41 protein-coding genes, 2 tRNA genes, 1 rRNA gene and 3 pseudogenes are annotated in these 22260 nt (G+C 48.4%); 15 read left to right on the top strand and 32 right to left on the bottom strand.

Going from position 1 to position 22260, the window contains the following annotated elements; genetic code table 11:
- Positions 1 to 15 precede the first annotated feature (15 nt).
- Both JCM14467_RS12555 and JCM14467_RS18650 read right to left on the bottom strand, forming a co-directional pair.
- Positions 16 to 468: an archaellin/type IV pilin N-terminal domain-containing protein gene (locus JCM14467_RS12555; RefSeq protein ID WP_054850383.1), complete on the bottom strand. Its 453-nt coding sequence runs from the start codon at positions 466 to 468 to the stop codon at positions 16 to 18.
- Between the two features lie 211 nt (positions 469 to 679).
- Positions 680 to 883 (bottom strand): hypothetical protein, encoded by a 204-nt coding sequence (locus JCM14467_RS18650; protein ID WP_252901606.1) that lies wholly within the window; start codon positions 881 to 883, stop codon positions 680 to 682.
- Positions 884 to 1205: 322 nt separating this feature from the next.
- On the opposite strand from JCM14467_RS18650, the gene JCM14467_RS12545 reads away from it, so the two are divergent.
- From JCM14467_RS12545 to JCM14467_RS12505, 12 genes and pseudogenes are all read left to right on the top strand, one after another.
- Positions 1206 to 1736, top strand: a complete 531-nt coding sequence (locus JCM14467_RS12545; RefSeq protein ID WP_054850382.1) for an alcohol dehydrogenase catalytic domain-containing protein — start codon at positions 1206 to 1208, stop codon at positions 1734 to 1736.
- Between the two features lie 73 nt (positions 1737 to 1809).
- Positions 1810 to 2247, top strand: coding sequence for a zinc-binding dehydrogenase (locus JCM14467_RS12540; RefSeq protein ID WP_054850381.1), 438 nt, complete (start codon positions 1810 to 1812; stop codon positions 2245 to 2247).
- Positions 2234 to 2569: a hypothetical protein gene (locus JCM14467_RS18645; protein WP_252901605.1), complete on the top strand. Its 336-nt coding sequence runs from the start codon at positions 2234 to 2236 to the stop codon at positions 2567 to 2569. The genes JCM14467_RS12540 and JCM14467_RS18645 overlap by 14 nt, the downstream gene beginning before the upstream one ends.
- A 20-nt stretch (positions 2570 to 2589) precedes the next feature.
- On the top strand, positions 2590 to 2784 hold the full coding sequence (locus JCM14467_RS18640; RefSeq protein WP_252901604.1) for a CPBP family glutamic-type intramembrane protease: 195 nt from the start codon (positions 2590 to 2592) through the stop codon (positions 2782 to 2784).
- 186 nt (positions 2785 to 2970) lie between these two features.
- A pseudogene (locus JCM14467_RS18635) lies at positions 2971 to 3801 on the top strand (prenyltransferase).
- A 99-nt stretch (positions 3802 to 3900) separates the two neighbouring features.
- Positions 3901 to 4740, top strand: a complete 840-nt coding sequence (locus tag JCM14467_RS12520) for an encapsulin (protein WP_252901603.1) — start codon at positions 3901 to 3903, stop codon at positions 4738 to 4740.
- Complete coding sequence (locus JCM14467_RS18630) at positions 4698 to 5030, top strand: encapsulin (RefSeq protein WP_252901613.1); 333 nt, start codon at positions 4698 to 4700, stop codon at positions 5028 to 5030. The genes JCM14467_RS12520 and JCM14467_RS18630 overlap by 43 nt, the downstream gene beginning before the upstream one ends.
- Positions 5031 to 5141: 111 nt before the next feature.
- Positions 5142 to 5217, top strand: a tRNA-Arg gene (locus JCM14467_RS12515).
- Positions 5218 to 5322: 105 nt separating this feature from the next.
- Positions 5323 to 5679, top strand: a complete 357-nt coding sequence (locus JCM14467_RS12510) for a helix-turn-helix transcriptional regulator (protein ID WP_054850378.1) — start codon at positions 5323 to 5325, stop codon at positions 5677 to 5679.
- A 10-nt stretch (positions 5680 to 5689) separates the two neighbouring features.
- Positions 5690 to 5812, top strand: a complete 123-nt coding sequence (locus tag JCM14467_RS19565) for a hypothetical protein (RefSeq protein WP_256359260.1) — start codon at positions 5690 to 5692, stop codon at positions 5810 to 5812.
- A gap of 55 nt (positions 5813 to 5867) precedes the next feature.
- Positions 5868 to 5999 carry a hypothetical protein gene (locus JCM14467_RS19560; RefSeq protein WP_256359259.1) on the top strand — a complete coding sequence of 44 codons (132 nt, stop codon included), beginning with the start codon at positions 5868 to 5870 and terminating at the stop codon, positions 5997 to 5999.
- Between the two features lie 68 nt (positions 6000 to 6067).
- The gene (locus tag JCM14467_RS12505) at positions 6068 to 7069 is read left to right on the top strand and encodes a hypothetical protein (RefSeq protein ID WP_054850377.1); all 1002 of its coding nucleotides are present in this window, start codon (positions 6068 to 6070) and stop codon (positions 7067 to 7069) included.
- A gap of 17 nt (positions 7070 to 7086) precedes the next feature.
- On the opposite strand, the gene JCM14467_RS18625 is transcribed toward JCM14467_RS12505, so the two are convergent.
- From JCM14467_RS18625 to JCM14467_RS12475, 11 genes are all read right to left on the bottom strand, one after another.
- Positions 7087 to 7662, bottom strand: coding sequence for a DNA-methyltransferase (locus tag JCM14467_RS18625; RefSeq protein WP_252901602.1), 576 nt, complete (start codon positions 7660 to 7662; stop codon positions 7087 to 7089).
- The gene (locus tag JCM14467_RS18620) at positions 7611 to 7976 is read right to left on the bottom strand and encodes a DNA methyltransferase (RefSeq protein ID WP_252901612.1); all 366 of its coding nucleotides are present in this window, start codon (positions 7974 to 7976) and stop codon (positions 7611 to 7613) included. Before JCM14467_RS18620 ends, JCM14467_RS18625 begins: the two co-directional genes overlap by 52 nt.
- A 1-nt stretch (position 7977) precedes the next feature.
- Entirely contained in the window at positions 7978 to 8313 is a 336-nt protein-coding gene (locus JCM14467_RS12495; protein ID WP_054850376.1) for a hypothetical protein, read from the bottom strand.
- A gap of 196 nt (positions 8314 to 8509) precedes the next feature.
- The gene (locus tag JCM14467_RS18615; RefSeq protein WP_252901601.1) at positions 8510 to 8659 is read right to left on the bottom strand and encodes a hypothetical protein; all 150 of its coding nucleotides are present in this window, start codon (positions 8657 to 8659) and stop codon (positions 8510 to 8512) included.
- Between the two features lie 330 nt (positions 8660 to 8989).
- Positions 8990 to 9220 (bottom strand): hypothetical protein, encoded by a 231-nt coding sequence (locus JCM14467_RS12490; RefSeq protein ID WP_054850375.1) that lies wholly within the window; start codon positions 9218 to 9220, stop codon positions 8990 to 8992.
- A 270-nt stretch (positions 9221 to 9490) separates the two neighbouring features.
- A complete protein-coding gene (locus tag JCM14467_RS18610; protein WP_252901600.1) occupies positions 9491 to 9649 on the bottom strand; it encodes a hypothetical protein in 159 nt (52 codons plus the stop codon).
- 170 nt (positions 9650 to 9819) lie between these two features.
- Complete coding sequence (locus tag JCM14467_RS18605) at positions 9820 to 9969, bottom strand: hypothetical protein (protein ID WP_252901599.1); 150 nt, start codon at positions 9967 to 9969, stop codon at positions 9820 to 9822.
- Between the two features lie 43 nt (positions 9970 to 10012).
- Positions 10013 to 10501, bottom strand: a complete 489-nt coding sequence (locus tag JCM14467_RS18600; RefSeq protein ID WP_252901598.1) for a hypothetical protein — start codon at positions 10499 to 10501, stop codon at positions 10013 to 10015.
- 89 nt (positions 10502 to 10590) lie between these two features.
- Positions 10591 to 10896, bottom strand: coding sequence for a hypothetical protein (locus JCM14467_RS12485; RefSeq protein WP_054850374.1), 306 nt, complete (start codon positions 10894 to 10896; stop codon positions 10591 to 10593).
- Positions 10893 to 11219 (bottom strand): hypothetical protein, encoded by a 327-nt coding sequence (locus JCM14467_RS12480; protein ID WP_054850373.1) that lies wholly within the window; start codon positions 11217 to 11219, stop codon positions 10893 to 10895. The genes JCM14467_RS12485 and JCM14467_RS12480 overlap by 4 nt, the downstream gene beginning before the upstream one ends.
- 394 nt (positions 11220 to 11613) lie before the next feature.
- On the bottom strand, positions 11614 to 12135 hold the full coding sequence (locus JCM14467_RS12475) for a hypothetical protein (RefSeq protein ID WP_054850372.1): 522 nt from the start codon (positions 12133 to 12135) through the stop codon (positions 11614 to 11616).
- A gap of 364 nt (positions 12136 to 12499) precedes the next feature.
- Here JCM14467_RS12475 and rrf point away from each other — a divergent pair.
- Positions 12500 to 12620, top strand: a 5S ribosomal RNA gene (gene rrf, locus JCM14467_RS12470).
- A 160-nt stretch (positions 12621 to 12780) separates the two neighbouring features.
- Here the strand turns inward: rrf and JCM14467_RS18595 are convergent.
- Both JCM14467_RS18595 and JCM14467_RS18590 read right to left on the bottom strand, forming a co-directional pair.
- Positions 12781 to 12951, bottom strand: a complete 171-nt coding sequence (locus tag JCM14467_RS18595) for a hypothetical protein (protein WP_252901597.1) — start codon at positions 12949 to 12951, stop codon at positions 12781 to 12783.
- A 13-nt stretch (positions 12952 to 12964) separates the two neighbouring features.
- The gene (locus tag JCM14467_RS18590; RefSeq protein ID WP_252901596.1) at positions 12965 to 13213 is read right to left on the bottom strand and encodes a hypothetical protein; all 249 of its coding nucleotides are present in this window, start codon (positions 13211 to 13213) and stop codon (positions 12965 to 12967) included.
- A gap of 272 nt (positions 13214 to 13485) precedes the next feature.
- On the opposite strand from JCM14467_RS18590, the gene JCM14467_RS12460 reads away from it, so the two are divergent.
- A tRNA-His gene (locus JCM14467_RS12460) sits at positions 13486 to 13563 on the top strand.
- Positions 13564 to 13607: 44 nt separating this feature from the next.
- On the opposite strand, the gene JCM14467_RS12455 is transcribed toward JCM14467_RS12460, so the two are convergent.
- The 9 genes from JCM14467_RS12455 to JCM14467_RS12430 form a co-directional block, all read right to left on the bottom strand.
- Positions 13608 to 13877, bottom strand: a complete 270-nt coding sequence (locus tag JCM14467_RS12455; protein ID WP_252901595.1) for a hypothetical protein — start codon at positions 13875 to 13877, stop codon at positions 13608 to 13610.
- Positions 13862 to 14254 carry a hypothetical protein gene (locus JCM14467_RS12450; RefSeq protein WP_054850371.1) on the bottom strand — a complete coding sequence of 131 codons (393 nt, stop codon included), beginning with the start codon at positions 14252 to 14254 and terminating at the stop codon, positions 13862 to 13864. The genes JCM14467_RS12455 and JCM14467_RS12450 overlap by 16 nt, the downstream gene beginning before the upstream one ends.
- A gap of 173 nt (positions 14255 to 14427) precedes the next feature.
- The gene (locus JCM14467_RS12445) at positions 14428 to 14805 is read right to left on the bottom strand and encodes a zinc ribbon domain-containing protein (RefSeq protein ID WP_054850370.1); all 378 of its coding nucleotides are present in this window, start codon (positions 14803 to 14805) and stop codon (positions 14428 to 14430) included.
- The gene (locus JCM14467_RS12440; RefSeq protein WP_252901594.1) at positions 14775 to 15200 is read right to left on the bottom strand and encodes a hypothetical protein; all 426 of its coding nucleotides are present in this window, start codon (positions 15198 to 15200) and stop codon (positions 14775 to 14777) included. The genes JCM14467_RS12445 and JCM14467_RS12440 overlap by 31 nt, the downstream gene beginning before the upstream one ends.
- A 32-nt stretch (positions 15201 to 15232) precedes the next feature.
- Positions 15233 to 15403 carry a hypothetical protein gene (locus JCM14467_RS18585; RefSeq protein WP_252901593.1) on the bottom strand — a complete coding sequence of 57 codons (171 nt, stop codon included), beginning with the start codon at positions 15401 to 15403 and terminating at the stop codon, positions 15233 to 15235.
- 13 nt (positions 15404 to 15416) lie between these two features.
- Positions 15417 to 15551: a hypothetical protein gene (locus JCM14467_RS19555; protein WP_256359258.1), complete on the bottom strand. Its 135-nt coding sequence runs from the start codon at positions 15549 to 15551 to the stop codon at positions 15417 to 15419.
- Positions 15532 to 15681: a hypothetical protein gene (locus JCM14467_RS18580; protein WP_252901592.1), complete on the bottom strand. Its 150-nt coding sequence runs from the start codon at positions 15679 to 15681 to the stop codon at positions 15532 to 15534. Before JCM14467_RS18580 ends, JCM14467_RS19555 begins: the two co-directional genes overlap by 20 nt.
- A gap of 186 nt (positions 15682 to 15867) precedes the next feature.
- On the bottom strand, positions 15868 to 16203 hold the full coding sequence (locus JCM14467_RS12435; protein WP_054850368.1) for a hypothetical protein: 336 nt from the start codon (positions 16201 to 16203) through the stop codon (positions 15868 to 15870).
- On the bottom strand, positions 16200 to 16802 hold the full coding sequence (locus tag JCM14467_RS12430; RefSeq protein ID WP_054850367.1) for a hypothetical protein: 603 nt from the start codon (positions 16800 to 16802) through the stop codon (positions 16200 to 16202). Before JCM14467_RS12430 ends, JCM14467_RS12435 begins: the two co-directional genes overlap by 4 nt.
- A 273-nt stretch (positions 16803 to 17075) precedes the next feature.
- Between JCM14467_RS12430 and JCM14467_RS12425 the strand changes: the two genes are divergently transcribed.
- Entirely contained in the window at positions 17076 to 17309 is a 234-nt protein-coding gene (locus JCM14467_RS12425) for an LSm family protein (protein ID WP_054850366.1), read from the top strand.
- Here JCM14467_RS12425 and JCM14467_RS20245 read toward each other — a convergent pair.
- The 8 genes and pseudogenes from JCM14467_RS20245 to JCM14467_RS18545 all read right to left on the bottom strand — a co-directional run bounded on the left by JCM14467_RS20245 (position 17298) and on the right by JCM14467_RS18545 (position 22158).
- Entirely contained in the window at positions 17298 to 17516 is a 219-nt protein-coding gene (locus tag JCM14467_RS20245) for a glycosyl hydrolase-related protein (protein ID WP_342765554.1), read from the bottom strand. The genes JCM14467_RS12425 and JCM14467_RS20245 overlap by 12 nt on opposite strands.
- Positions 17517 to 17747: 231 nt before the next feature.
- Positions 17748 to 18292 (bottom strand): annotated as a pseudogene (locus JCM14467_RS18570) (glycoside hydrolase family 38 C-terminal domain-containing protein); the annotation flags it as partial.
- 7 nt (positions 18293 to 18299) lie between these two features.
- Positions 18300 to 18833, bottom strand: a complete 534-nt coding sequence (locus JCM14467_RS18565; protein WP_252901611.1) for a hypothetical protein — start codon at positions 18831 to 18833, stop codon at positions 18300 to 18302.
- Positions 18834 to 19921: pseudogene (locus JCM14467_RS18560) on the bottom strand (alpha-mannosidase); the annotation flags it as partial.
- 82 nt (positions 19922 to 20003) lie between these two features.
- Complete coding sequence (locus tag JCM14467_RS18555; protein WP_252901589.1) at positions 20004 to 20222, bottom strand: hypothetical protein; 219 nt, start codon at positions 20220 to 20222, stop codon at positions 20004 to 20006.
- Positions 20223 to 20538: 316 nt separating this feature from the next.
- Positions 20539 to 20778 carry a PaaI family thioesterase gene (locus JCM14467_RS12415; RefSeq protein ID WP_054850365.1) on the bottom strand — a complete coding sequence of 80 codons (240 nt, stop codon included), beginning with the start codon at positions 20776 to 20778 and terminating at the stop codon, positions 20539 to 20541.
- Between the two features lie 112 nt (positions 20779 to 20890).
- On the bottom strand, positions 20891 to 21535 hold the full coding sequence (locus JCM14467_RS18550) for an ATP-binding protein (protein WP_252901588.1): 645 nt from the start codon (positions 21533 to 21535) through the stop codon (positions 20891 to 20893).
- A complete protein-coding gene (locus JCM14467_RS18545) occupies positions 21454 to 22158 on the bottom strand; it encodes an ATP-binding protein (RefSeq protein ID WP_252901587.1) in 705 nt (234 codons plus the stop codon). Before JCM14467_RS18545 ends, JCM14467_RS18550 begins: the two co-directional genes overlap by 82 nt.
- Positions 22159 to 22260 lie beyond the last annotated feature (102 nt).

Raw genomic sequence — 22260 nt, 5'->3', positions numbered from 1 at the left:
GACCATTTGCGGTTATTAAGGCTCCACTATATTGAATGCCAACTTGTGCGGGCTGGCTGCCAGTGATGATATTTTGCTACTTGGTAGCGTCTGATTACCAAAACTTACCTGGCTTGCGCTAGTGAAGGCTCCACTCGATATTTGTAATGATATAGTTAATGGGCCTTGAGCGCCGGACGATATTGATAATGTAGTTGAGAAAGTGCAGGATAACCCTCCTAAAGTGAAGCCAACTATGCCGATACCACTACTTGACGGATTGCTTATCAAGAGCGTTAGAGTTGCGGAGCCACTACTAACGCCGGTTAAGCTGACTGATTGTATCTGTAATGCCGCTGTCTTAGCAGCACTGCCCGCTATTCCGAAGACCCACACCGCAACAGCCACAGCCAGTGCTATCGCCACTGCTATGAGTATTATTGTTGCTACTACGTTGGATATACCCTTTCTATTCATTTTGGTTGTCATACGGTTTAGGGATATTTCAACTGCTTAATAAATGCTTATGAGCGTGGGGTTTGGTACTTTCTATTTCGTAATAACTCTTTCTATGTCCGTAGAATCATGTGAAACTTTATGAACCAGCGTGGCTGTTTGCGTGGTTGCTTTTTCTTTGTATCGAATAAGTGTATGATTTGTTTCAGTTCTTCTTACCTCATTCAGTTTAGTTTCTTAATCGTTATTTAAGGGTATTAGTTAGGAATTGGCTTGCCGTCAGTATTGTGTTGTTTATGGCGTAGAATCCCATGGCTGCGGCTATGTTGCCTGCCGCGGCAATGAATTTCATAATTATGAATACGGCCATGAACCACCTTAGCCCTGAGAGCCTTGGCATTGCCAGGTACATGGTGAGGACTATGGCTTCGTAGGTTATGAACGCCATTGCTGCGGCTAGGTAATTGCCAGGTGCATTGTTGTTGCGTAGTAGTTGAGTTCTTGGAGTCCCAGGGAGAAGTCTAGGTAGCTGGTCGCTAGGTCGAGGGTGTTAGCAAGTGTTGCCATTAGGAGCGTCTCTCCCTATGTCTGGTTTCATTTGTGAATTCTCTTTCTACTGGTGAGTTATATAAGTTTTATTGAAGAGATTGAAATTATTTATTTCAGATTTCTTTGCTTTTATGTTAAGAAGAGGTTGAAATTACGGAATAGAGAGAAGCATGGGTAGGCTAATTGAAGGCACGCTCAATACTTAAATCCCTCATAAGTCAATGTGCCTATTAATTATGAGGGCCGTGGGCTTTGAGAGGCATGGTGATCCAAGTGTCCTTAGGGTCATGGAGCTTCCAGACCCTAGGCCAGGGCCTGGTGAGGTCGTTGTTAGGGTCTTGGCTACGTCGCTGAATAGGATTGATACCATAGTGCGTAGGGGTTACCCGGGAATACCCGTTAAGCTGCCTCACGTGCCTGGCGCGGACATTGTTGGTTACATAGAGTCGGCTGGCCCAGGTACTGACCTTGGTGAGTTCAGGGTTGGTGACTTGGTCCTTGTTAGTAATGTCTGGGGTTGTGGTTCATGTCGCTTCTGTAGGGCTGGACTTGAGGATTACTGCCCAGGCTGGACAATGCCGGGTTTCCAGGTCTGGGGTGGGTATGGCGAGTTGGTTAGGGCGCCGGTCAGGGCGTTGGTTAAGGCGCCAGTGGCTTTGGCATTGATGAGTTGGCGGTGCTACCCCTGGCGTATAGCGTCTCCTGGAAGGCGCTTAAAGTGGCTAACGTTAGTCCAGGCGACTGGGTCCTGATATTCGGTGGTTCTGGCGGCATAGGAACCGCCCTAACCATACTTGCCAAGGCCCTGGCGCCAGGGTTATTGCCGTGACCAGTAGGCCCAACCTGATGAAGTCGTTGGGTGCTGACGTGGTTGTTGGTTATGATAGGGATGAGTTGATGAAGGTTGTTAGTGAAAGGACTGAGTATGGGGTTGACGCAGCCATCGATGTGATTGGTGATACCGTACCCATGGCCCTGGACGCGATTAGGCCTGGTGGTACTGTGGTGGCCTTTGGGGTCCTTGGTAAGTCGCCGATGGTGCAGGTTGATATCAGGAGGTTTTATCTTCGGCACGCGAGGCTTGTGGGTATTCACAATGCGACGAGGACCTACCTTAGGGAGGTTATTGATTTCATGGTTAGCAGGGGTGTTAGGCCGTTCATTAGTAGGGTCGCCACAGTCAGAGATGCACCGGCCCTGCACGAGTTGATGGAGAGCCGTGGTGTGGTTGGTAAGGTGGTGATGAGGCATGAGTGGGACTAGGGCTAGGACGATAGCCTACATTGCGCTACCCCTGGTCCTGTGGCCCCTATCCTTTGACGTGTTCAGTAGGTACTTTGTCTACGGCATGGCAATATCGACGTTACTGCTCGGCTCACTATCACTGGCCTGGTTCAGGGATAGGCTTAGGTGGGTTAGGGTCAATGCGGTGGTCGCGGCGGTGATTGGCGTAGTCATGGCTGGGATCCTCTACCTAGTCTTCATTGGTGGTTATGCATTGCTTAGGTTCATGGGGCTTGGCAACTATGTGGCCCTGGTCTACGAAATGGTTAGGGGCATGGCCAATGCCTATGCCTATCAATAGCCCTGGTAATCATTGGTTTCATGGAGGAGGTCTACTGGAGGGGTGGTCTTCAGGAGTTGGCAAGGGGCTTGGGTGGTGTCTTTAGTAGGGAGCCCTGGTTGGCGTCAATGATTTACTACACGCTGATCCACATATCCACACTGAACCCAGCCCTGGTGGCTGGGGCCTTTGCCGTTGGGTTAGTCGATGGCATACTAGCCGATAAGGCTGCCTAACGGCATCGATACTAACCCACATCATTTGGCTTGAGCTCATGATGGTCCTCCTACCGTTGGTGCCGTGACTTGGGTATGAGTAAATTGATTAATATAGAAAATAATGTTTTTAAATAATAATTGATTCAATTGAATATTAATGAATAAGGGCGACATACTAGGGCTGATCAGGGCTTGGAGCTACCAATGACACTCGCGGTATCGCTGGTGGGTATTGGGTATGCCCATTACCTCGGGCTTTACTACGGAGCGAGGATAATATACTCATTAATCGCCATTGCAGGCGCACTGTTACTGCATGCGAGTGTTAACGTGCTTAATGATTACTACGACTTCATGCAAGGCATTGACAGCCCCAACTCACCAACAGTTATCTATAGGCGTCAACCACTGGTCATGGGTAGTGTAAGCCCATCATTCGCCAGGAATTTAGGGCTCTCATTAATAATTGCCGGAGCCTCACTGGGCACGTACCTAACCATTGCGGAGAGCTACCTAATACTAATATTCGGCCTGCTGGGCGTATTCCTACTCTACGCATACACGGGATCGCCATTCACGCTTAAGTATAGGGCTTGGTGAGCTGTCCGTGGCACTCACCTGGGCCCATTACTCGTTGGTGGGTTCTTCATAGCCGCGTCGGGAGGCTCATTAAAGCCTGGCGTGTTCCTGGTCTCGTTACCACCATTCTTCATAATGCTGGCAATAATATATGCAAACAACTACAGGGATAGGGAGTATGATGCCAAGGCGAGGATTAGGACCCTAGCCATGATGACCGCCAGGTACGGCTACCAAATATACCTAGGCTCCCTAATCACGGCATACATAATCAATGCACTACTAGTAATCATGGGATTATTACCATACGCATCACTGGCCGCAATACCAACCGCTGCATTAATACCAGGGCTCACAAGGGCCTTCAAAAGCGGTGCCCATGACATAGATGCGAGGACCGGACTGCTATACACGATATACTGCCTAGTCTATGGCATCAGCCTCATGATACCGTAACAGCATGGCAGGACTAAGTGAAACTTCATCTACGTAGCTACGCAGAAATTAGTAATGCTAAGGATATTACTTAAATAATTGGATGCGCCCCCACATAATATGGTATTCTCAAAGAATCCGGTGGATGTCACTAGGGATAGGAAGTTCTCAGCAGGTGAGGTCGCCGAATCACTTAGGCTCGCAATTATGGCTGAACTGGATGCCATAAACCTATACCTACAATTGGCTAGGCTTGTCGATGATGAGAGGGTTAGGAGGGTCTTTGAGGATATCGCCAAGGAGGAGAAGACGCACTTCGGTGAGTTCCTCACACTACTTAAGCAGTATGACCAGGAGCAGGTAGAGCAGTTGAAGGCAGGTTCCACCGAGGTTAGTGAGTTAACGGGCATTAAGTTGACGACAAATGACCCTAGCAATGAGCAGGGAAGAGTAAGTACTACTAATGAGCGTGGCGATTCACAGCCTGACGTGGTATCCTCATCAAGCCTAAGCCCTGAGGAGCTTAGGTACATTCAGGATAGGGCCAGGGAGGTCGCCAATAACGTGAGGAGGTTTAGGAAGTACCTGACCACGTACGAGGCCGGGCCTGGGCTTGATGCCGTGCCACTCGATGAGGTGGTTCTCGGCCCTCCAATAACCGCGGCTAGGTCGGTGATACCGCTTAAGGATTTGAGCGTTAAATTCACAATATCGCAGAGGCAAATCGAGTATGCCAGGTCCAGGGGTGAGAGGGTTTATTCGGTAACGGTTGATCAGGCAGCGATTAGGCTTGGCTATGAGGAGGACTCCACAGTACTCAATGATATCCTGAGTAATCCCAGGGTTAGGACCATGAGCATCACGCTTGGGATGCGCCCGAGTCCGCAGTCACTGAGGTATCAAACGCCGTCAATTCACTGTATAGTAATTACATCCCCGAGCCATACGTCCTATTCATAAGCCCTGGCCGATACACAAAGCTACTGACCGTTGTTGAGAAGACGGGCATCATGGAGTTGACGAGGGTTAAGTCCCTGGTTAAGGATATCGTAATCATACCCCAGTTGAGGGATGATACGGCGATACTACTATCCACGCATCCATCGGTCATAGACATAGCCGTTGGCGTGGACACGGCATTGGTATACCTAGGCCCCGAGGATGGCACTCACGGCTTCACCCTATGGGAGACGCTGACGGTTAGGATTAAAGACCCCAGGGGCGTGATCGTACTAAAACAAAGCGCCTAGGCTGTATGGCCGTGATTTCGGATAAAAATTGGCGAGTTAATCGACATACCCAATGAATTAACCCTTCATGATTTGGTAAAAGCTTAATTATGCTCTAAGCAATTTTATCCTGGGCCGTAGCTCAGCCAGGTAGAGCGGCGGCCTCCGGAGCCGTAGGACGTGGGTTCAAATCCCACCGGGCCCGCCAAAATACATTCAACCTCATATTCACCGTGACCGAGGTCGGTTTCATGCCCGTTGGGGAGTCAGTTTCATAAGTTTTATAATTAAGCTCCACGCCTAATCAGGTGGCATGGTTGATTGTGGCAGGATAGACGTTGGCGAGGTAAGGGATGAGGATAGGTTGGGGATACTCAACTATGTAATGGGTAAGAAGGACATTAAGCCTCATGACTTGGGTGTCACGTCCCAGTACATTAATGCCATTAGGCATGGTAGGAGGAGGGTTAGTGACGACCTGCTTTGTAAATTGCTTAGTTTCTTGACGTATGAGAAGCTCGCAAGCCTACTAAGGGGTTGGGTGCCGGAAGGCAACGCCGGGCGATATAATAAGGGTCATTGCAACAGCCAAGGCGGACCCAGACTTCCGCCAACTCCTCCTCTCAATGCTCTACCAACACCTAGGCGACTACCTACGCACAATGGGTAGGGAGTGGCGCGTGGGTGAAGGCGATATTGAGGCATACATAATGGCAATGAGACTAAAGGGAGTCAAGGATAAAACCCTAAGGGATAGGCTCCACTACATTAGGAAGCACTCGCCGAGATGGACTGGGTACTAAGCCAGAGGGGATTAACGAGTACCTATACGAGGTACTGAATGAGGACGGGCCAAACGTGGCTAGGCACGTGTCGGCCAGCCTAAAGTCCTTCCTAAAGCTGGTCCTTAGGAAGAGGGACCCAAGTCTCTTCGGCCTACTCTACAACAAAGCTAATATTATCATTATTTTAATATTATTATGCATATAACTGTGCATATCTTCATTTTCAAACTAAAAAAATAGCTTTAAAAATGCTCTTAGTAACTTTAATAAATAATGTCTCAAAATATCCTTATTAAAATTGGGAAGTATTTAATAGATTCACTTCAAATATATTTCTCTGCCTCATTGGAACTTCAGGAGGAACTCATTAAAAATGGCTTTTATGTACCAAGGAGTCCTGATAGGAAGATAAAGATGCCCATACCGATAATTTACTCTAATTTTCGAGGCTGGTTAAAAACTCCTGAACCAATAACTATCGAAAGGCTCATACCCCCGGAAGAACTCGGCCTAAAGCCTGATGATTTAGGCTGGACAAGGACCGTAAAAGATGGAAAAACAGCTTACTTAATTCCTCCGGAGAAAGCATATGTGGAAGTATATGTTAAAAATAATACTATATCTTTTGACTTAAATATATTAGGTTACCATCTTGAAAGGGCATCTATTAGAGGTATTAATCCTGAGAAATGGACCAATTGGTTAATGTTCTATATTGACTTAAAATATATTGATGAAATTATTGATGCTTTAAAGAATTATGTAAATATAAATTCGCAATCGCAACTAAACTTACCAGAGCCCGAGAAGGAAATACAACAGGGAGGTAAGGAAGTTACGTATTACGTTAAGGTTCCTGTCAGAGACTTTAGTGTATGTATGGGTTGCTTCGACCCTGTTCAGAAATATCTCCGTAAAAAGGCTGAAGAGCATTGTAAATTATACCCAAACTTAAAACTATGTGAAAATCCTATCGATATAATAAACAAATTGAGATTAAGGCTTGAGTACGACCCATCCACTGAGACTTTTGCTAAGGTTGGTATAGCTAAGATATCCGGGAAGCGTCCCCAGATTATGGTTAAGTTGGCATCTATGGGTCCGTCTATAACGATACGTGGAGTAGCCAAGTCAGAAATAAAGGGCAAAGCTCGCGGTAAACTTGTGTATTGTGGTCATAAGAATCGAAGGCAGTACATTGACTTAGATTTGATAAGTTTCTACAAGGCATTATTAAGCACTAGAGATTATGTGGATAAGCTACCTAAAGAATAAGGGAAGTGAAACTATGCCTATCCCTTATTATTGTTCTTTTTCGCCAACTTTCTCTCAATTTCCTCCCTTAACCTTGTCCTGAGCCTTTTGGCATCTTCCCTCGTTGTGAATTCGTAGTTGACAGTGTCGATTAGTCTCTGCGTGTTTACGCCGAGCCTCTCCTTAATCACGTCCATGAGTTCGAGGTCTATTTCATAACCCACGCAGTTCCTACCAAGCCTAGTGGCTACCGCGCACGTCGTCCCCGTGCCTAGGAACGGGTCTAGTACCGTCTCCCCAACGTAGCTGTAGAGCCTTATCACCCGCTCAACAAGCTCCTCTGGGTATGCGGCCGTGTACTTGCTCCACTTCTCACTTGGTAGCACATTCTTTATGTCCCACACGGATAGGTACCACTTCTCGCCCTGGAACCTGTTTATGTCAATCCTACTCCTCTCCATCACATCCCTTGGCGGCTTCTCCCACTCACCAGGCTTCCTGAAGACCACGACCTCCTCGTAGATGTTGTCTGGGTAGTAGTACATTGGGTATGGGTGCTGAATCAGCACACCACTCCTTCGGCTAATCCTAATGTAGCCTCGGGCTTCCTCCAAATAATCCTCTCCTGATACTCAAAGCCCACACCAATCATCGTCTTAATGAGGTCAGCAACTATTGGGTATAACCTACCATCAATCCTCACGTCCATCGTCACGAAGACCGCAACCCTACCAGGCCTGAGAACCCTAAACAACTCCCTACCAACACCCCTCAGCAAGTCCAGGTACTCATCATAGCCCCTGAAAAGCCCGGGGAAGTCAAAGGGAGCATTGTAGTAAGGCGGTGATGTAACCACCAGGTGCACTGACGAGTTAGGCAGCTCATGCATATCCCTAGAATCACCAAAAACAACCCTAACACTAACCATACTACCCACCCATATAAGTCTCAAGGAGCTTCATAATTCTCTTAACAAGTTCATCCCAAGTTAATGAATCTTTAAGAGCCCACAGTATTAAATCACCACTGGCTAACTTTAATACTGAGAGGAACCTCTGCCATGTATATCCGTGGTTCTTAAGTATGTCTTTCCATTCATTCCAAAGATACCTGGGAATATCATTGGAACTCCATATAACTCTATTCTCGCATGAGGCGTTATCAGGATCATCATGGCAAAGAACCTCTCTCATCTGCTTTAATCTTCGTTTTAACTCCGTAGGTTCCTGAGGTACATTAAGCCATAACCCCATACCACTACCCACTTAATAGATACCCCATATAAATATTTTACGTTTATTAAAAATGCCGTAATTTACTAAAGAATAAGATATACGTAACTTAATATAAGAACTTTCAGAACTCCATATTCTATCTTTCACATATTAAAGATTCCTCGTTCTCGTAGAATCTCCTCAGTGCCTTGGTTGGGTCTTTTGCTTTAATCAGCTTTAGTGCCAATCAATCTTCGCTTCTTATCTCGATTACTATGCCGTTGTCGATCTTTAAGTGGCAGACTATGGTCGGTTTGAATCTGTGCCTCTTCATCTCATTAATTGCCACGCCTATTAACTCATTGACCGTGTGGTTGAAATCGTAGTCGCCGACCAACCTGAACTCATCGAAGTAGTACGCCCAAATTGATTAGTGGTGAAGACTCTTATTAATGCTGTGCGCAAGCAGCTGCATTTAGACCCACCCCATGGCGTCAACTGCCGCGTCAACACAGTCTTTACAGCCCAATTTCTAGATGGAAACTACGTATGATGCAGGCACCCCACACAGCACGCAGGCAAAATGCCAAGGCATGCTGAGGCGTGTGTAAGGGGGTTTTGAGGCGTTGGTAAGCATGGTTTGTGATTAGTGCGCCTTAGTATTTTATGAGGTGGTAATGACCAGTACGAGACGTGCACTGACGAGACCGTGCGGCTTAACCAGGGGTTAAGCCAGCGCCCTGGGCATCCTCGCCTCAACAATCCTTACCCTAACGACCTCTCCATCCACCACGTACGTACTCGGCACATTGACAACCCTCTTCGCCCTGGAACTGTCGAGGTATAGTATGACCTCGTCCCTCCCAATACCAACACCCCAGAACCCGGTGTCTCCAGGCAGTACGAACTCCCTGAATAATGCATCCCTAACACGCCTCAACAACTCAGGACTAACCATACCACCCCTCCTTTAACCATCCCAGGGAAATAAAAGCAATAATGCCACACCCACACGCACAGCTTTAGTGCTAGTCCTCATAAAGCAATCTCAAAGAACCAAACCCCACTTACAACCCGTGATAACGAAGGTGCACTAAATAATTCAAGAATTTAAATTAGTAAATTAGTAATAATGAGTTTGCGCCGATAAAGTAAATGCATGAAGAGCATCCTCGTAAGAGTTAGTGTAGTTTAGAACGGAATTATTTGATCCATGATTGTGCAGGGCTTAGGCATGGTCAGTATTGTGGTTATTAATTATGTTTCGTATTTGTGGGTGTAGGTGCCATACGTGTTCGAATGCCCTCTCCTTACCTCTTAGCTTAACATTCGGCTCGCATAGGTGGCATACCCACGTATCATCGCCGAGGTAGCCCAGGATGCCCAACTTCTCCCAGGCACTGATTAATGCATTAACGAGCTCCTCACGCTTGATTTCCCTAGGTCTCGGATTAACGCCGGGCCTGAAGTCCTTAAACTCCTTATTGATTAATTCATGGACCTTTACCTTGATTTACTCAATTGTCCTCAATCCATGTCCATCCCTGAAGTGACTGATCAAGGCCCTAATGAATTCGCTGACGCTGCCAAGGGCAGGGATATTCCATGCACGGTACCCCTCACGCTATCACGCAGTTGATTAGCCACGTACTCCCCATACAGGGCGAGTACCACGTAGAAGTCAGCATAATCGGCAGGCGCATCCAAAAGCCTAGCGATTAAATAACCAGGCTTATAAACACCCTCCCTACTATAACGAACTTCTCAACCCACTTAGCACTGTCAAGCGAACCAACACCATCACGACCACGCCTACACTCAAGAAGCGGGCAGAGCTATTCACGCCATCGCACTCACGAAGACCCTTCTCCTTGGCAACCTCCGCAATGAAAGCATAAACCTCGGCAGGCACGCGAACACCAAACCTACGACCACAACAACCACCACAAGGACGACAATTAACCTGGACGGTTCCGCTGCTGCTTCTGGTGTTTTCTGAAGCATTTCCACGGGCACCCACGTTCGTGGATGCGTCAGTTAAGAAACCAACCGATGCATTTGCGTTCGTGCTACCTCGCAAAAATGCTTCACCCCCAACAGAAGCAGTAGAAGCACCAAGACTGAGTCTTTGCATTATTTCGTTTACTAGGTTGTCCGTGCCTGCATTGGCTTCCTGTGTTGGGTTTGGGTTAGGCTTTTTAGACTCCTCACTTCCCTGGTTGTTTAGAGACTCCGTCACCTGGGCCACCCGGCTCTCCCGCCTGGCAGGTTGTCCTCTGCCAGGTGGGGCCGGTTTTAAGCGTGAGTTTTGAGTTGGTTCTCAGTCTCTCAATCGCCGACTAGTGGCTTGTAGTCCCTTGCGTGCACCCAAATCGTTCCGTCCCTCTCCTTCGCCAGGGCGGCCGTTGGCACGTAGATTGTGTAGCCCTCGTTATCCCTCACAATTAGCTTCTTCCTCACCAACCACTCAATGAATTGCTGCACCGTTGTGCCCTGCTCACCAACCAAGTTGAGCCTCTTCACCTGCCCATCAACCTCAACACTCATGATTATCATCGGCCTCTTATCATAGGTCATCGTGGGCTTAACGAACTCCCTAACCCTAACCTCTTTAAAGAAACTGATCATGCTCATGCGGTCTCACCTACAGCCCTGGCCTCGATTCCATCATCACCTTCCTGGACCTCAATTACAACGGCGAACTCCCTGTCGTAGAGTCTCTGCCAGGTTGGGTTCAACGCCCTGGGTAGGAAGACGGCTATCCTTGGTGGCCTGAAGGATTTCTCGATTGATAGCGTGCCATCAACGCTAATTGTTGATTGCCCATCACTAATGTGCACCCTAGCCCTCCTACCCGCATACGGCTTTAGCAACTCCGATGCATACCTATCCAGGTAAAGCACATACTGGCCATCACGCCTACCAACCCTACCTTTTCCAAGGGCTTTTACCTGCATATGTAGTCACGAAATCATTGTATTCCCAGAAGAAAGAGGGGGCGGGTAAAATATATATGCAAAACACGGCAATAACCATGTTATGTATGTACGACCTAGCATAGTCTCATTCAGTATCCACAATCGCAACCATGCATTAATCAATGCATTTGTTACGGAAAGACCGTGTTAAATCACGAATATTAAGTTACTATTTTATGGGCTGTTAACCCGTAGGTCGTGGGTTCAAATCTCACCGGGCCCGCTAGTTTCCCATTCAGCTCCTAAACACCAATCCCAAGCTAGCCCGTAACTTATGGATTTTTAGAGTTTTAGCAAATACCGTTAGTGACTAATCCATTAATCTAATTAATTGCTGGGTAGGTTCAGTTATGAATATGAATAAGAATAAACCCTAACCTGGGAATGGTATAACCTCCCTCATTGATTCAAGAAGCCAAATGCCCAGCTTCCTTGCCTCCTCCACTGCGTCTGGCGAGACCCTTAAGGCGTAGATGACCGTAATGACCCTACCCTGGAACCTGTCTGGGAACCTACTCCTCGCCTCCCCAACCCTCGCCACCACACGTCTCACGACGTCAACCCCAACCCTAGTCTTCGCCTCGCCAATGATGGTTAGCTGCCCATTCGTGCCGTAAATGTCGAATTCATAAGCCGAGTCAAACTGCTCAGGCCTTGTTGCAATGCTAATACCACGCTGCCTAAGGTAGTACTGCACGAGCTCATTGGCCTCCTCCTCGATAGTCATGGTTATGTTCTCAAGGGTTACCTTAACATCCCTAACATCCTTAGCCAGGGCATCGACCTTATCCTCAAGCTTCCCGAGCTTCTCCTTCACGTCCCCCATGTCCTTTCTCAACTCCTGAATACCCAGTAACCCCATTACGGCGTACCTAAATACACGATCCTCCCCCAAAGCCTCAGGAAACGCTCCTTCTCCTCAGGACTAAGACCCATGGCTTAGTACTAATGTCTTGATTATCCCTTAAAAAGCTAATTCAAAATCAACGCATGTTAAGCCCAATCTATTGGCGGAACTGGATTATCTTTCCCTGGACTTCCTATATACCTAGGGTTGAATTGCCCAGTTCTATCCCCCATTAATTGCCTACGGTCCTAAGCACCTTATCTGGTGCACTAACCCAATTAATAATGAGGTGGAACTACGCATCCTTTATGGTATAGCACGGCATACGTACAATACAATACTGGCCGTGACTAGGCCCTAGGAGAAGAACTTAAAAACCCAGTAGGTAATGGTCATTTCGGCCAAACCGAGGTAACCCGGCCATAGGCGAGGTGGAACCACCCGGACTCACCAGAACCCGGAAGTGAAACGCCCCGCCGCGCTTGGGAGTACTGCGGTCCGCGAGGCCGCGGGAAACCGGCGTGCCGGGACCTCGGGGCTATAATCCTTCTCCATAAGGGTTGAGCTTAGTTTGTTATTGATTTAGTGATTAATCAATGACATATCGTAGTAATAGGAGTGAGGCGGTAATGCAGTGACGGAGCGATGCTCATTAATTTTTATTTTAATAAGTGCGGTGCCCTATGTTCGTGATTAGGCTATTTCTGGGTGGTTGTTCATCATTATTCGTGGCAGTGCCGTGAATTCTCCAATCATTATGAACATGGGGGTTGTCGCCATTATCCTTAGAGCGAGGTTTAGCAATGGATGCTCAGCCAGTGCTGCAAGCACTATGGTTGCTGCGTAATTAATCACGTAGGGCATTAATAGGAGTCTCTCAACTGGTGATGCCGAGTACGTTAATGCCTGTTAGGGCCCTATGAACCTTAGCGTAGATCAATACCCAGGGACCACGCCTAGTAATTAACGTGTAGAGCAGCACGAGCCAGGCGGCCGCAGCCACTCCAATTGTGATTAGGGAATTACTGAATAGTAGTATTAATTGAAAGGCTAGTGAGTAGATGGTAGTCATTACCACAAATACGAGGTCTGCAAAAATCATGCTTTCCTGAATTTCCTCATTCATACAGCAAACGATGGGGAGGGCTGGGTATTTAAACCATTCTACAAAAGCAAAATGAGAAAATAACCATCTACCCAGCAGCTATGGGGTGATGATCCTTCACGTATTAAGGAAGGTGGACGCATGGTGATGGGCATGGACTAAGTTAAGCGATGCGTCGAGGTAGGCAATGATGCATTGATATGTGTTTGTAGGGCGTGATATCGTGAGGTAAGGGCATTTAGTGCAGGGTTAAGAAACAAAAATTTAAAAGGTATGGAGAGTAAGGAATTCACGCCGGGGTGGTGCAGCCTGGAAAGCATGCGGGCCTGTGGAGCCCGTGAACCCGGGTTCAAATCCCGGCCCCGGCCCCATTCCTTCAGACCCACTTTCATCATTATTAATAACAGTATTACAATCACATTGATGATATTGCCTGCCTGAGACGTGCCTTAAACTCGTCATAATTTAGGGCAATTACCTTATCTTTACAGGGACATTTGGTGCATGATAAATCATTCTCAACGAAGCTTCTAAGTTCCTTATCATTAGTGATGAAGACCAACCTACCAGTCGTTATACCAGGACCGCCCCTCCTCGGTACCGTAGCTAATAAATCATAAGCATAAAGTAGTGAATTCACCACGTCAATATCCTCACTTGGACAGCTACTCAGTAATTGATCCATAACCTCGCCCCCAGGGCGGAGATACTTTTTAAAATGGTTTTCTGACTATTGAGACTCGACGTCACTAGGAATAGTTCAATGTCGTTCTCGCTCACCGAGTTCACTTCCTGACCACGGACTGGCACCTTCAACACAACAACGAGTAGGGCATCGCCAGGTGAGTATTGGTACAAACCAATGCTCGGCGTTAGGCTTAGGCTGATGTACATGTTGAGAAGTTGTATTGTTGCCTGGTGCCTTACGTAGTGAATCGCACCGTCGTACTTGGCAGCCAAGCCGGGCAACTCCGCGAAGGACACCCTCCTAATCCTTAGCGTGTACTTATTTCCGCTGAAGGCATTCAAAGAGTGTGCGTTAAGGACTACCAGTCTCGCCATAGTCAAGTGAGCGTTGAGCCCCACGCATTATAATAGGCCACATGACTCAACGGTTTCCTGGCACTGCTTTGTTCAGTTTTATTTTTGTTGCGTCTTCAATCGCCTTCTCTGCCCTTGCCTTCCTGAGTAATGCGTCGTGCACCATGTCCACCGCGGCATTTAAGTCCGCATTACTATAGGCTAGGAGCTTCGCTCTTTAAGGCGGAGAGAGACTTGATTGCCCAGTGTAGTGGTACTGTGTCCCTGTCTGCGTTGAACCCGCACTTTGGGCACTCCATTATCCTCGTATTCTTAGTCCTCATTTTTAGCCTAAGCTCAGTACCGCAAACTGGGCAGAGCGTACTGTAGAGCCTCCTTTCCTCCCAGTATATCCCATACCATGATAATATGTTCTCCAGGTATTTTGCGAAGGACCTTAGAGTCCTCTGTAAGCTAGAGTTCCTCAAGCTCTCATCACTCGGCGTGTCAATCATGACGAGCGGTTCCTTCCCACGTCTCCTCGCAATCCTCCTAATCCTCCTCACAACCCTATCAACACCTGCTGGATCCATGGCTTGGCACTACCACGTAGTGTGGTCCTAATGAGTGAGGAGTAGATATTAATCTGCCTCTGGGTTATGGTGCCCAGGTTGTAGAGCCTATCCCTAAGCATCATCAACCTCCTCACCTGCCTCCACCTCCAACCCCTATTCGGTGGCCTATACTTCTTCGTCTTAATCAACTTACCATCCCAGTAATGCACAACAATCCCATGAGAACTATTCAAATCAACCACGACCAGGAGTGGGTTGCCTGGCCTCTCCACAACATTCCTCTTATGAAGCACGATTTGGACGACGAGCCTACCGTCCCTCTCAAACACCCTCACGGTCTTCCTATCCGGGTTCTCGGCAAGCCTCTTGTTCAACCACTCCAGTGCACGTTTCGGAATCTCAACCTCAACCACCCTATTCAACCTCAGGACTAACCTACCATCCTTTAAGTAAGCACCCTTGCTAGGTGGAGTGCATCAACCAGCGGTAGCTTAAGGATAACGGAGTAAGGCCTAGGAGTCTCTTTAACTCCTTTAAACAGGTACATTGGGTCTCTCTCGTCTATTACGTGCCACCTCCAGTAAGCCTTAACCTCACTACGCAGCTCCTCCAACACACTTGGTCGGGGCTTATCCCGAGCTCCTAGCCCAATAAATGTGGCTCGCCAACACCTGGTACCTCCTGATGAAGTCCAGCACATCCTCATCAACATCCGCCGTCAGCGTTAACACCCTGAACCCCTCCTCAATCCTCCGTTGCGACAATGACAATCACCTCCCTACCCTCCTCATAAAGCCTCCTAGCCTTTTCCTGAACCTCCCTTGGTATGTAGATTATGAACCTACCACCACCATGGCTAGACACCCTACCCCTAAAGATGAACTCCACAGGCATCAAGAAACAATAGAGCAAAAACTTTATAAATCTTTTGCTCTTTTAGGTACATAGAGTTGGGTTGTAGGCGAGCCTAGCAGGCAATGAGCCCCGACCTGCCCGAGGCTGGCGGCGGGCACTGAACAGTGATGCCGGTCCCATGGGGGTTATGGAACAATGACGGCAAACCCAACGGGACCAGAACCCTCACCACCCACAGCGAGGAACCGCCAGCCTTACATATCCTTTACTTAATAGGTAACTTAACTCATCAATGCTGTATTGCTCCATTTGGTTAATCTCAATGTCGTTCCAACCATGCTTTACCTTATCGACGGTCATTAATAAGTTACGTAAAGCTCCACCTTTAAGTTCATTTATCACGGCGTTATCGGTGTACAGTACTAATTTCTCGCTCTCTAGAAGTCCTAGAATCATTGGCTTAGGCTTGTTTAATCTATGATGCAGGGTTATTGAGTACACGATGTTAACAAGCACATTGGTGTCGACAAATGCACGTAACGACTTAAATACCATGATCACTCACTCGACTTAAACAGGTCTGGGTAAAGCTCCGTTTCGTCAATGAATTCCCCACTTTCCACAATTTTCCTAAGCCTGGTTATAGCGTCTATGTATGCGTCCAGGCTCATGTTGAATGCCATTGCCTTAATGACCTCATCCTCGAGACCCAGGACCTTTAGCGAGCGTCTTATTAATTCGTCCTCACTCAACCCACCGTAGGCATCCACGATCTTCAATGCATAATCAACTAAGTCCTTCAAGCCCCTCTCCTCAAGCGCTCTACGTGCCTCCTCCAGAGTCTTATTCACGCCCTTAACGTAGTAGCTATCACCGGTCTTGACAATACCGTACATACCCATTTCGGTCTCGCCGCCGAGTAATCTATCGATTGGTATGAATGGACCCTTGAGGTAAATCCTAAACTCCTCGGGTAACCTAACCCTCGGTGTCTCGAGGAGTTTTGTGCCGTCCAAATCCGTGTATAATGTGAAAAATAGTAATTTAACGAGTACCTCAGCCCTAATACCCCTGCCGTACCTCTTCATATAATGCGCAATGATCAGCCTCACCAGGTTTATTGCGGGTTCCTTCCCTAATTCCCTAATAATGAGCGCCATAACTTCTCAAATAAACATTATCATGGTGGTTTTTAACCCTGTCTTCCCGAAAGGGAAGTGAGTAATTATAGTTCGTGGTCACTGCCTCAGATTCGTGGGTTATTTTCGTGGGAAGGTTTTGAAAGTGGTTTTCCAGTATCGGTACGTGGCAAAATTTTGCCATGTGTCGATTAGTTGGATTTTGTTTTGTGGTCTTGTTTTTGTTTGTTTTGGTGGTTTTGTTGGTTTTTGTGGAGATTAATCTTTAAAAGATTGTTTTGAGGGTTAGTCCCGATGCCTCGCTGTATGGAGATTGTTAATGAGGAGCTGCAGAGGAATTTGAATAAGGTTATTCTCGTGAAGCTTAGGAATGGTGCTGAGATTAGGGGTGTGCTTGTTGGTTATGACCAGCACTTGAACCTGCTCCTCACGAACACTGAGGAGATTAATCCCAAGGGTAGCGTTAAGGGTGGGTTGATGATTATTAGGGGTGACACCGTGCTTTTCATTAGCCCGTCAACCACGTGACCTGATGAGTATTGTCTTTATCTCGTAGGGCTTGAGACAGAGGTTCCTAAGGTCCACACTACCGTAGTTATTGAGCTCTAGTATGTCCGTCTCAATCGCCTCACCGCCCATGGAGGTCCTGACCTCCGTGCATGCACTTACTCCATAGGTCTCGTAGAGTCTCAGCACTATGCCCGAGTCCTCGCCCCACTTTAGGGCTTCGAGCATTATCGCTGGGTTTGTGATTTCTAGGAATGACTCCTCACCGCCGCTGGTTCCCTCAACGATGATTAGTGGCTGGTTGAATTCGTAGGCTCTCCTGGGTACTTGGGCGTTTCTCCAGTCGCCGGTGTGTGGGTATATGGCGTAGGTGAACTTGTTGCGGCCGTAGTCCAGGAATGGGTTTGGGTATATTGGCGACCTGAGTAGGGTTATTGAGACCGTATTCTCCTCAACCGAGTAACCCTGCCTACCGTCGTTAATTATCGCCACCCCATAGTCCGGGTCCCAAACATCTACCCAACGCAGGCTGGGACCTCGAACTTAGCCACCTCCCAGGTATTGCTAGGTCTCGTGGGCCTATTAATCACGCCGTAGGGTATCTCGAAGGATGCGTTATGCCCGAACACACCGAGTTTATAAACGGCCTTGAGGAGCGTCAACCTCTCCTTCCAATCAACCTCACTCTCCACATCAACACGCCTACTGAAGGCGCCCACGCAAATCCTCTGCCTAATGCTCGACTCCCTAAACCCGTAATTAACCTCGATGCAACCCCTCAACGGCCCCCTCTCAACAATGCTAAAGCCCATCGGCTCCAACCTCCTGCAAACCCTCCTGTAGTAAGCCTCTATGTCCCAACCATCCCACTTACTGGGCATGTCCTCACAAGCCATTAGGTAGCCATCCTCCACAGCCCACCTATTGGCCTCCTTATCGTATATCCTCAATGAGCCATCAAAAACAACCCTGACCAGGGAATTCTCAATATAATTATCACCCACAACCACATCACCCGAGGCAACACTGCCCAGTCTCGAAGGACCTCCAGCCCAGGGCAGGGATCTCAACAAGGGCTAGGTAGCCACCATCAACCTTCTGGGTTGGTACTCCCTTCAGCTCCCCCTTAACCATGACCAACTCCCTCCTCGGCCACGGCAGTGGGTTAACCACGGTAATCAACGGGCCCGTGCCCAGGGCCTTCCTGAGGACCGCCATGAACTCCTCATTAACCCTTTTCAAGTCCTCCTCAAGCTCATTAACAACCTCCTCATAGACGGCCTTGGTTGAAGTGGCGCCCATTGGGTCGTGGTACTCAGCCTCGAGTAGTGGGTGCCAAAGCTCCTCATAATTCCTCCTAGCGCCGGTAACCACGCTGAAGGCCTCCAACTCCCTGAGCCTGTTCTCGAGTGCCCTAACCAACTGCTTAAGCCTGATGCCATTCGTGTACACGCCCCTATGAATCTCGAGGTAAAGCTCACCCCTCCACCTGGGTAGTGAGTCGTCCTTCACAACCTCGTTTATCAAATCCCTCAGGTTGCCCATTATTAGTCTCGGCATGCCAGGCAGGTCCTTATACACCCTGTACCTCTCGAGCATTAGCCACGTGGGCCCACCACCACCGTCACCCTTACCGAAGGGTAGGAAGGCGGGTATCTCGGGGCTCGTGTGGTCCGACCAGGCCCTGGCTATCTGCCTAGGCGTTAAGTCCGCGCCGTAGGTTGCGTAGTTTATTGTGGGTATCACGGACCCGTCAATTCCCTCCCACAGGAAGACGGAGTACGGGAACCTATTGATCGTGTTCCAATACATCTTATGCTCGAAGAACACCTTGATACCCGCCTTCCTGAGTATCTGCGGTAGTGATGCTGGGAACCGAAGGTGTCCGGTAGCCAGCCAATCTCCGTTATCTCACCAAACTCCCTCAGCAGGAACCTCTGGCCATAGAGGAATTGCCTAGCCAGGGACTCACCGCCTGGTAGGTTTGTGTCGCTTTCAACCCACATACCGCCCACTGGCACTATTTTTCCTGCTTTAACGGCCTCCTTAACCCTAAGCCACAGGTCCCTGTCCTCACTGAGCCACCTTAGGTAGGCCACGTTGGATATTAGGAAGGTGAGCTCTGGGTAGGACTGGAGTAGTGACAGTACGTTGATTACCGTCCTCCTAACCTTCTCCCTGGTCACATCCCTACTCCACAACCAACCAAGGTCAATATGCGCGTGACCAGCCACGTATACGACGCCTCTACGACCCCTCCTACCCCTCAACTCCTCAACACCCTCCTCAAGGACCCTAAGGCCCTCCCTCGCCGCCCTGTCAAGCTCGTCGAAGTCAGGCGGTCTGAGGTGCGTGAGCTCCTTCACGTCGTAGTAATTGAATAACGCCCTAACGAAGCTGGGCGGATCAACGATGTGCGCCCTAACCGCGAACTCCAACTGCCAATTGGCCACCGAGTCCAGGGGAACAACGTCGAGTGCATCATTAAGCACCTTCAGGTAGTCAAGCCTCAGGTCCTCAAAAGCCTCAGCAACATCAAGCAGTAGCCTTGCCCTCAATACGAAGTTGAATAGAGATGGCTCCCTATAGACCACGTACACCCCGTTGAAGCTGACCCTACGCTCACCAAACATCCTAACCGGCGACAACACCAGGGACAACGAGTGCCTACCAGGCGATGCCCTAACCCACCTACTCTCACCCTCATCACCATAGTTAAAAAACTGCGAACTGAAGATCATCAACCCTCAGGGTACCCTCACCAACAACATCAACAAAGAACCAGGGCTCACCAAAATCCCTAACCACCACGGACCCACACAACGCACCACCACAGGCCTCAAGATTAACGGCATCAAAACCCATTATAGACGCAGCCTCCAAATAAAACAACTTAGTCCTAACACCACCAACATCCCTCAAACTAATACCCACAAACACAACCCAAGGAACAGGAAACACGCATTAAAAACAAACGCCCAAACCAACAAAACCCCAAAACCACGAAAAACAACCAAAGACAATCCCATAAGTCGACACATGGCAAAATTTTGCCACGGCCCAACCCAGGAAAATAACCTTCAAGATTTTCCTACGATACCCCCACTCTTCTCGTTTATTATTTCACGTATTGTTTTGTTCGTGGGCGTGACCCAGTAAGTAGTCGTTGATATTGCCACTAGTTCGTTGTTTTCGTTTCTCAATTCTACTTCTATTAACGCGGTGGGTTCCTTTATGTATGTTATCATGGCTATTGCCTTAGTACTCCTTGGTTTATTGGTTTTAGGTACTTAATGGTTAGGTCCGTGGTTACTGCCGTGACGTACTGTGGGTAGTAATGGCTCAGTATAGCCACCCAAGCCATTGCGTCAGCCAGGGCTGCGTGGACTCCACCGTGTACCGTGCCCAGTATTTGTAGGTGCTTATCCTCGATGTTTATTACTCCGACTGCGCAGTCCCTACCCACGGTTTCGACCTTAATCCCAATCAATTCCCAGTAGGGCTTAGTCCCTCAATATCCTTCATTAGCTTCGTCAACTCATTATTCGCTGGCTCACAGGATAGCATTGTCCTTGTTTTAGGTTCATGATGCCCTTTAAGTGTTAGCCCTCGAGTAGCCACTTCCATAGTGGTGTCATTGTTATCTTGACGCCGTTTATCGTTGTCTCGCCCTCCAGGTCCCAGGTTATTACCCTGGCTATCCCGCGGCCCAGGGCCTCACTCACCCTGGCCAATGCCCTGAACTCCCTCCTGTCTATCTCGTCCATTGCCGATGCGTAGGTTACCTGCACGTACTCTCTGGGCTCCCTGTTAATCACGAAGTCGACCTCGTAATCATTAATCCTCAAGTATCCGTAGTTGAGGCCCCTCCTCATCAACTCCACGGCGACGGCGCTCTCCATCATTGGGCCTATGGCCTTCCTCCTGAAGTATGCCGTGTCTATTGGGTAGACCTTCCTGGGCTGCTGGAGGACTTCCCTGGTGGTGAACCCAAACTTACGGACTAGGATCACGTAGTATGCCTCCTCGAGGTACCTTAGGTAATTGCTCAGTGTCCTCTTACTCTTGTTGATGCCGAGGCTCCTGAAGTAATTGTTTAGCTTCGTTATTGACACGTAACCGCCGAAGCTATTCTCGACTAGTTCGAGGAATGTTTCGAAGAATGTCACGTCTCTAATCCTGTACCTATCAACCACGTCCCTATAAACAATGGTCTCCCTATACGTCCTAACCAGGTCACTGGCCAACTCTGGCTTAGCACGATCTCAGGCAGGGCGCCATTTAGCACATAATCCCTTAAGTGACCTAGCAGCCTACCACGTCTCTCGGGTACGTTTAGGAAGTCAAGCCCAAAGCCCCTCGCCCTGAGGAACTCCCTGAATGAGAAGGGCAGGACGAGCCTATCCACGTACCTACCCCTCAACTCCGTAGCCACCTCACCAGCCCTAACTCTCGATGATGAGCCGCTAACGATTATGTAGTATCTACCCCTATCGAGTAGTGTCCTGACCCAACGACCCCACTCGGGCAGGTTCTGGACCTCATCAAGCATGAGTAGGACCCTGCCATTGTACTCACGGGACTCCTCACTAATCACCTTAAGGAAGGCTCCAAAGTCCGTGGGTCTAAGGACGCTCAACCTAACGTCCTCAAGGTTCATGTAAACAATAGCCTCTCTGGGCCAACCCCTGCTCATTAGGTCCTGGACAATCCAATACATGAAATACGTCTTACCAGCCCTACGCGGACCAACCAGTGCCAGGGCCGAACCCTCGATGAGCGAGTACGGGATATCCCTCGGAATAACCCTGGGTAACTCAAAGGTGAACCACTCCTCAACGACCTCCCTAAGCACGCCCTCTGCACTCATGCATTAATTACTTAAGGAAACATATTACTTATAAATCTGTTTCCTAAAGGAAACAGATTTAGTAAGTCATAAGTCAATATTTATATTGAGATAATCCTAATA

The organism is Vulcanisaeta sp. JCM 14467 (assembly GCF_001316245.1).
Taxonomy (GTDB): domain Archaea; phylum Thermoproteota; class Thermoprotei; order Thermoproteales; family Thermocladiaceae; genus Vulcanisaeta.
This window is presented reverse-complemented; position numbering and strand designations above follow the sequence as displayed.

Coding starts and splice junctions, on each gene's coding strand:
- JCM14467_RS12555 (WP_054850383.1), bottom strand. CDS start 468: ATGACAACCAAAATGAATAGAAAGGGTATATCCAACGTAGTAGCAACA.
- JCM14467_RS18650 (WP_252901606.1), bottom strand. CDS start 883: ATGGCGTTCATAACCTACGAAGCCATAGTCCTCACCATGTACCTGGCA.
- JCM14467_RS12545 (WP_054850382.1), top strand. CDS start 1,206: ATGTGCCTATTAATTATGAGGGCCGTGGGCTTTGAGAGGCATGGTGAT.
- JCM14467_RS18645 (WP_252901605.1), top strand. CDS start 2,234: ATGAGTGGGACTAGGGCTAGGACGATAGCCTACATTGCGCTACCCCTG.
- JCM14467_RS18640 (WP_252901604.1), top strand. CDS start 2,590: ATGGAGGAGGTCTACTGGAGGGGTGGTCTTCAGGAGTTGGCAAGGGGC.
- JCM14467_RS12520 (WP_252901603.1), top strand. CDS start 3,901: ATGGTATTCTCAAAGAATCCGGTGGATGTCACTAGGGATAGGAAGTTC.
- JCM14467_RS12510 (WP_054850378.1), top strand. CDS start 5,323: ATGGTTGATTGTGGCAGGATAGACGTTGGCGAGGTAAGGGATGAGGAT.
- JCM14467_RS12505 (WP_054850377.1), top strand. CDS start 6,068: ATGTCTCAAAATATCCTTATTAAAATTGGGAAGTATTTAATAGATTCA.
- JCM14467_RS18620 (WP_252901612.1), bottom strand. CDS start 7,976: ATGGTTAGTGTTAGGGTTGTTTTTGGTGATTCTAGGGATATGCATGAG.
- JCM14467_RS12490 (WP_054850375.1), bottom strand. CDS start 9,220: ATGGTTAGTCCTGAGTTGTTGAGGCGTGTTAGGGATGCATTATTCAGG.
- JCM14467_RS12485 (WP_054850374.1), bottom strand. CDS start 10,896: ATGAGCATGATCAGTTTCTTTAAAGAGGTTAGGGTTAGGGAGTTCGTT.
- JCM14467_RS12480 (WP_054850373.1), bottom strand. CDS start 11,219: ATGCAGGTAAAAGCCCTTGGAAAAGGTAGGGTTGGTAGGCGTGATGGC.
- JCM14467_RS18595 (WP_252901597.1), bottom strand. CDS start 12,951: ATGCCCTACGTGATTAATTACGCAGCAACCATAGTGCTTGCAGCACTG.
- JCM14467_RS18590 (WP_252901596.1), bottom strand. CDS start 13,213: ATGAATGAGGAAATTCAGGAAAGCATGATTTTTGCAGACCTCGTATTT.
- JCM14467_RS12455 (WP_252901595.1), bottom strand. CDS start 13,877: ATGGATCAATTACTGAGTAGCTGTCCAAGTGAGGATATTGACGTGGTG.
- JCM14467_RS12450 (WP_054850371.1), bottom strand. CDS start 14,254: ATGGCGAGACTGGTAGTCCTTAACGCACACTCTTTGAATGCCTTCAGC.
- JCM14467_RS12445 (WP_054850370.1), bottom strand. CDS start 14,805: ATGGATCCAGCAGGTGTTGATAGGGTTGTGAGGAGGATTAGGAGGATT.
- JCM14467_RS18580 (WP_252901592.1), bottom strand. CDS start 15,681: ATGCCTGTGGAGTTCATCTTTAGGGGTAGGGTGTCTAGCCATGGTGGT.
- JCM14467_RS12430 (WP_054850367.1), bottom strand. CDS start 16,802: ATGGCGCTCATTATTAGGGAATTAGGGAAGGAACCCGCAATAAACCTG.
- JCM14467_RS12425 (WP_054850366.1), top strand. CDS start 17,076: ATGCCTCGCTGTATGGAGATTGTTAATGAGGAGCTGCAGAGGAATTTG.
- JCM14467_RS20245 (WP_342765554.1), bottom strand. CDS start 17,516: ATGCTCGAAGCCCTAAAGTGGGGCGAGGACTCGGGCATAGTGCTGAGA.
- JCM14467_RS18565 (WP_252901611.1), bottom strand. CDS start 18,833: ATGGGCAACCTGAGGGATTTGATAAACGAGGTTGTGAAGGACGACTCA.
- JCM14467_RS18545 (WP_252901587.1), bottom strand. CDS start 22,158: ATGAGTGCAGAGGGCGTGCTTAGGGAGGTCGTTGAGGAGTGGTTCACC.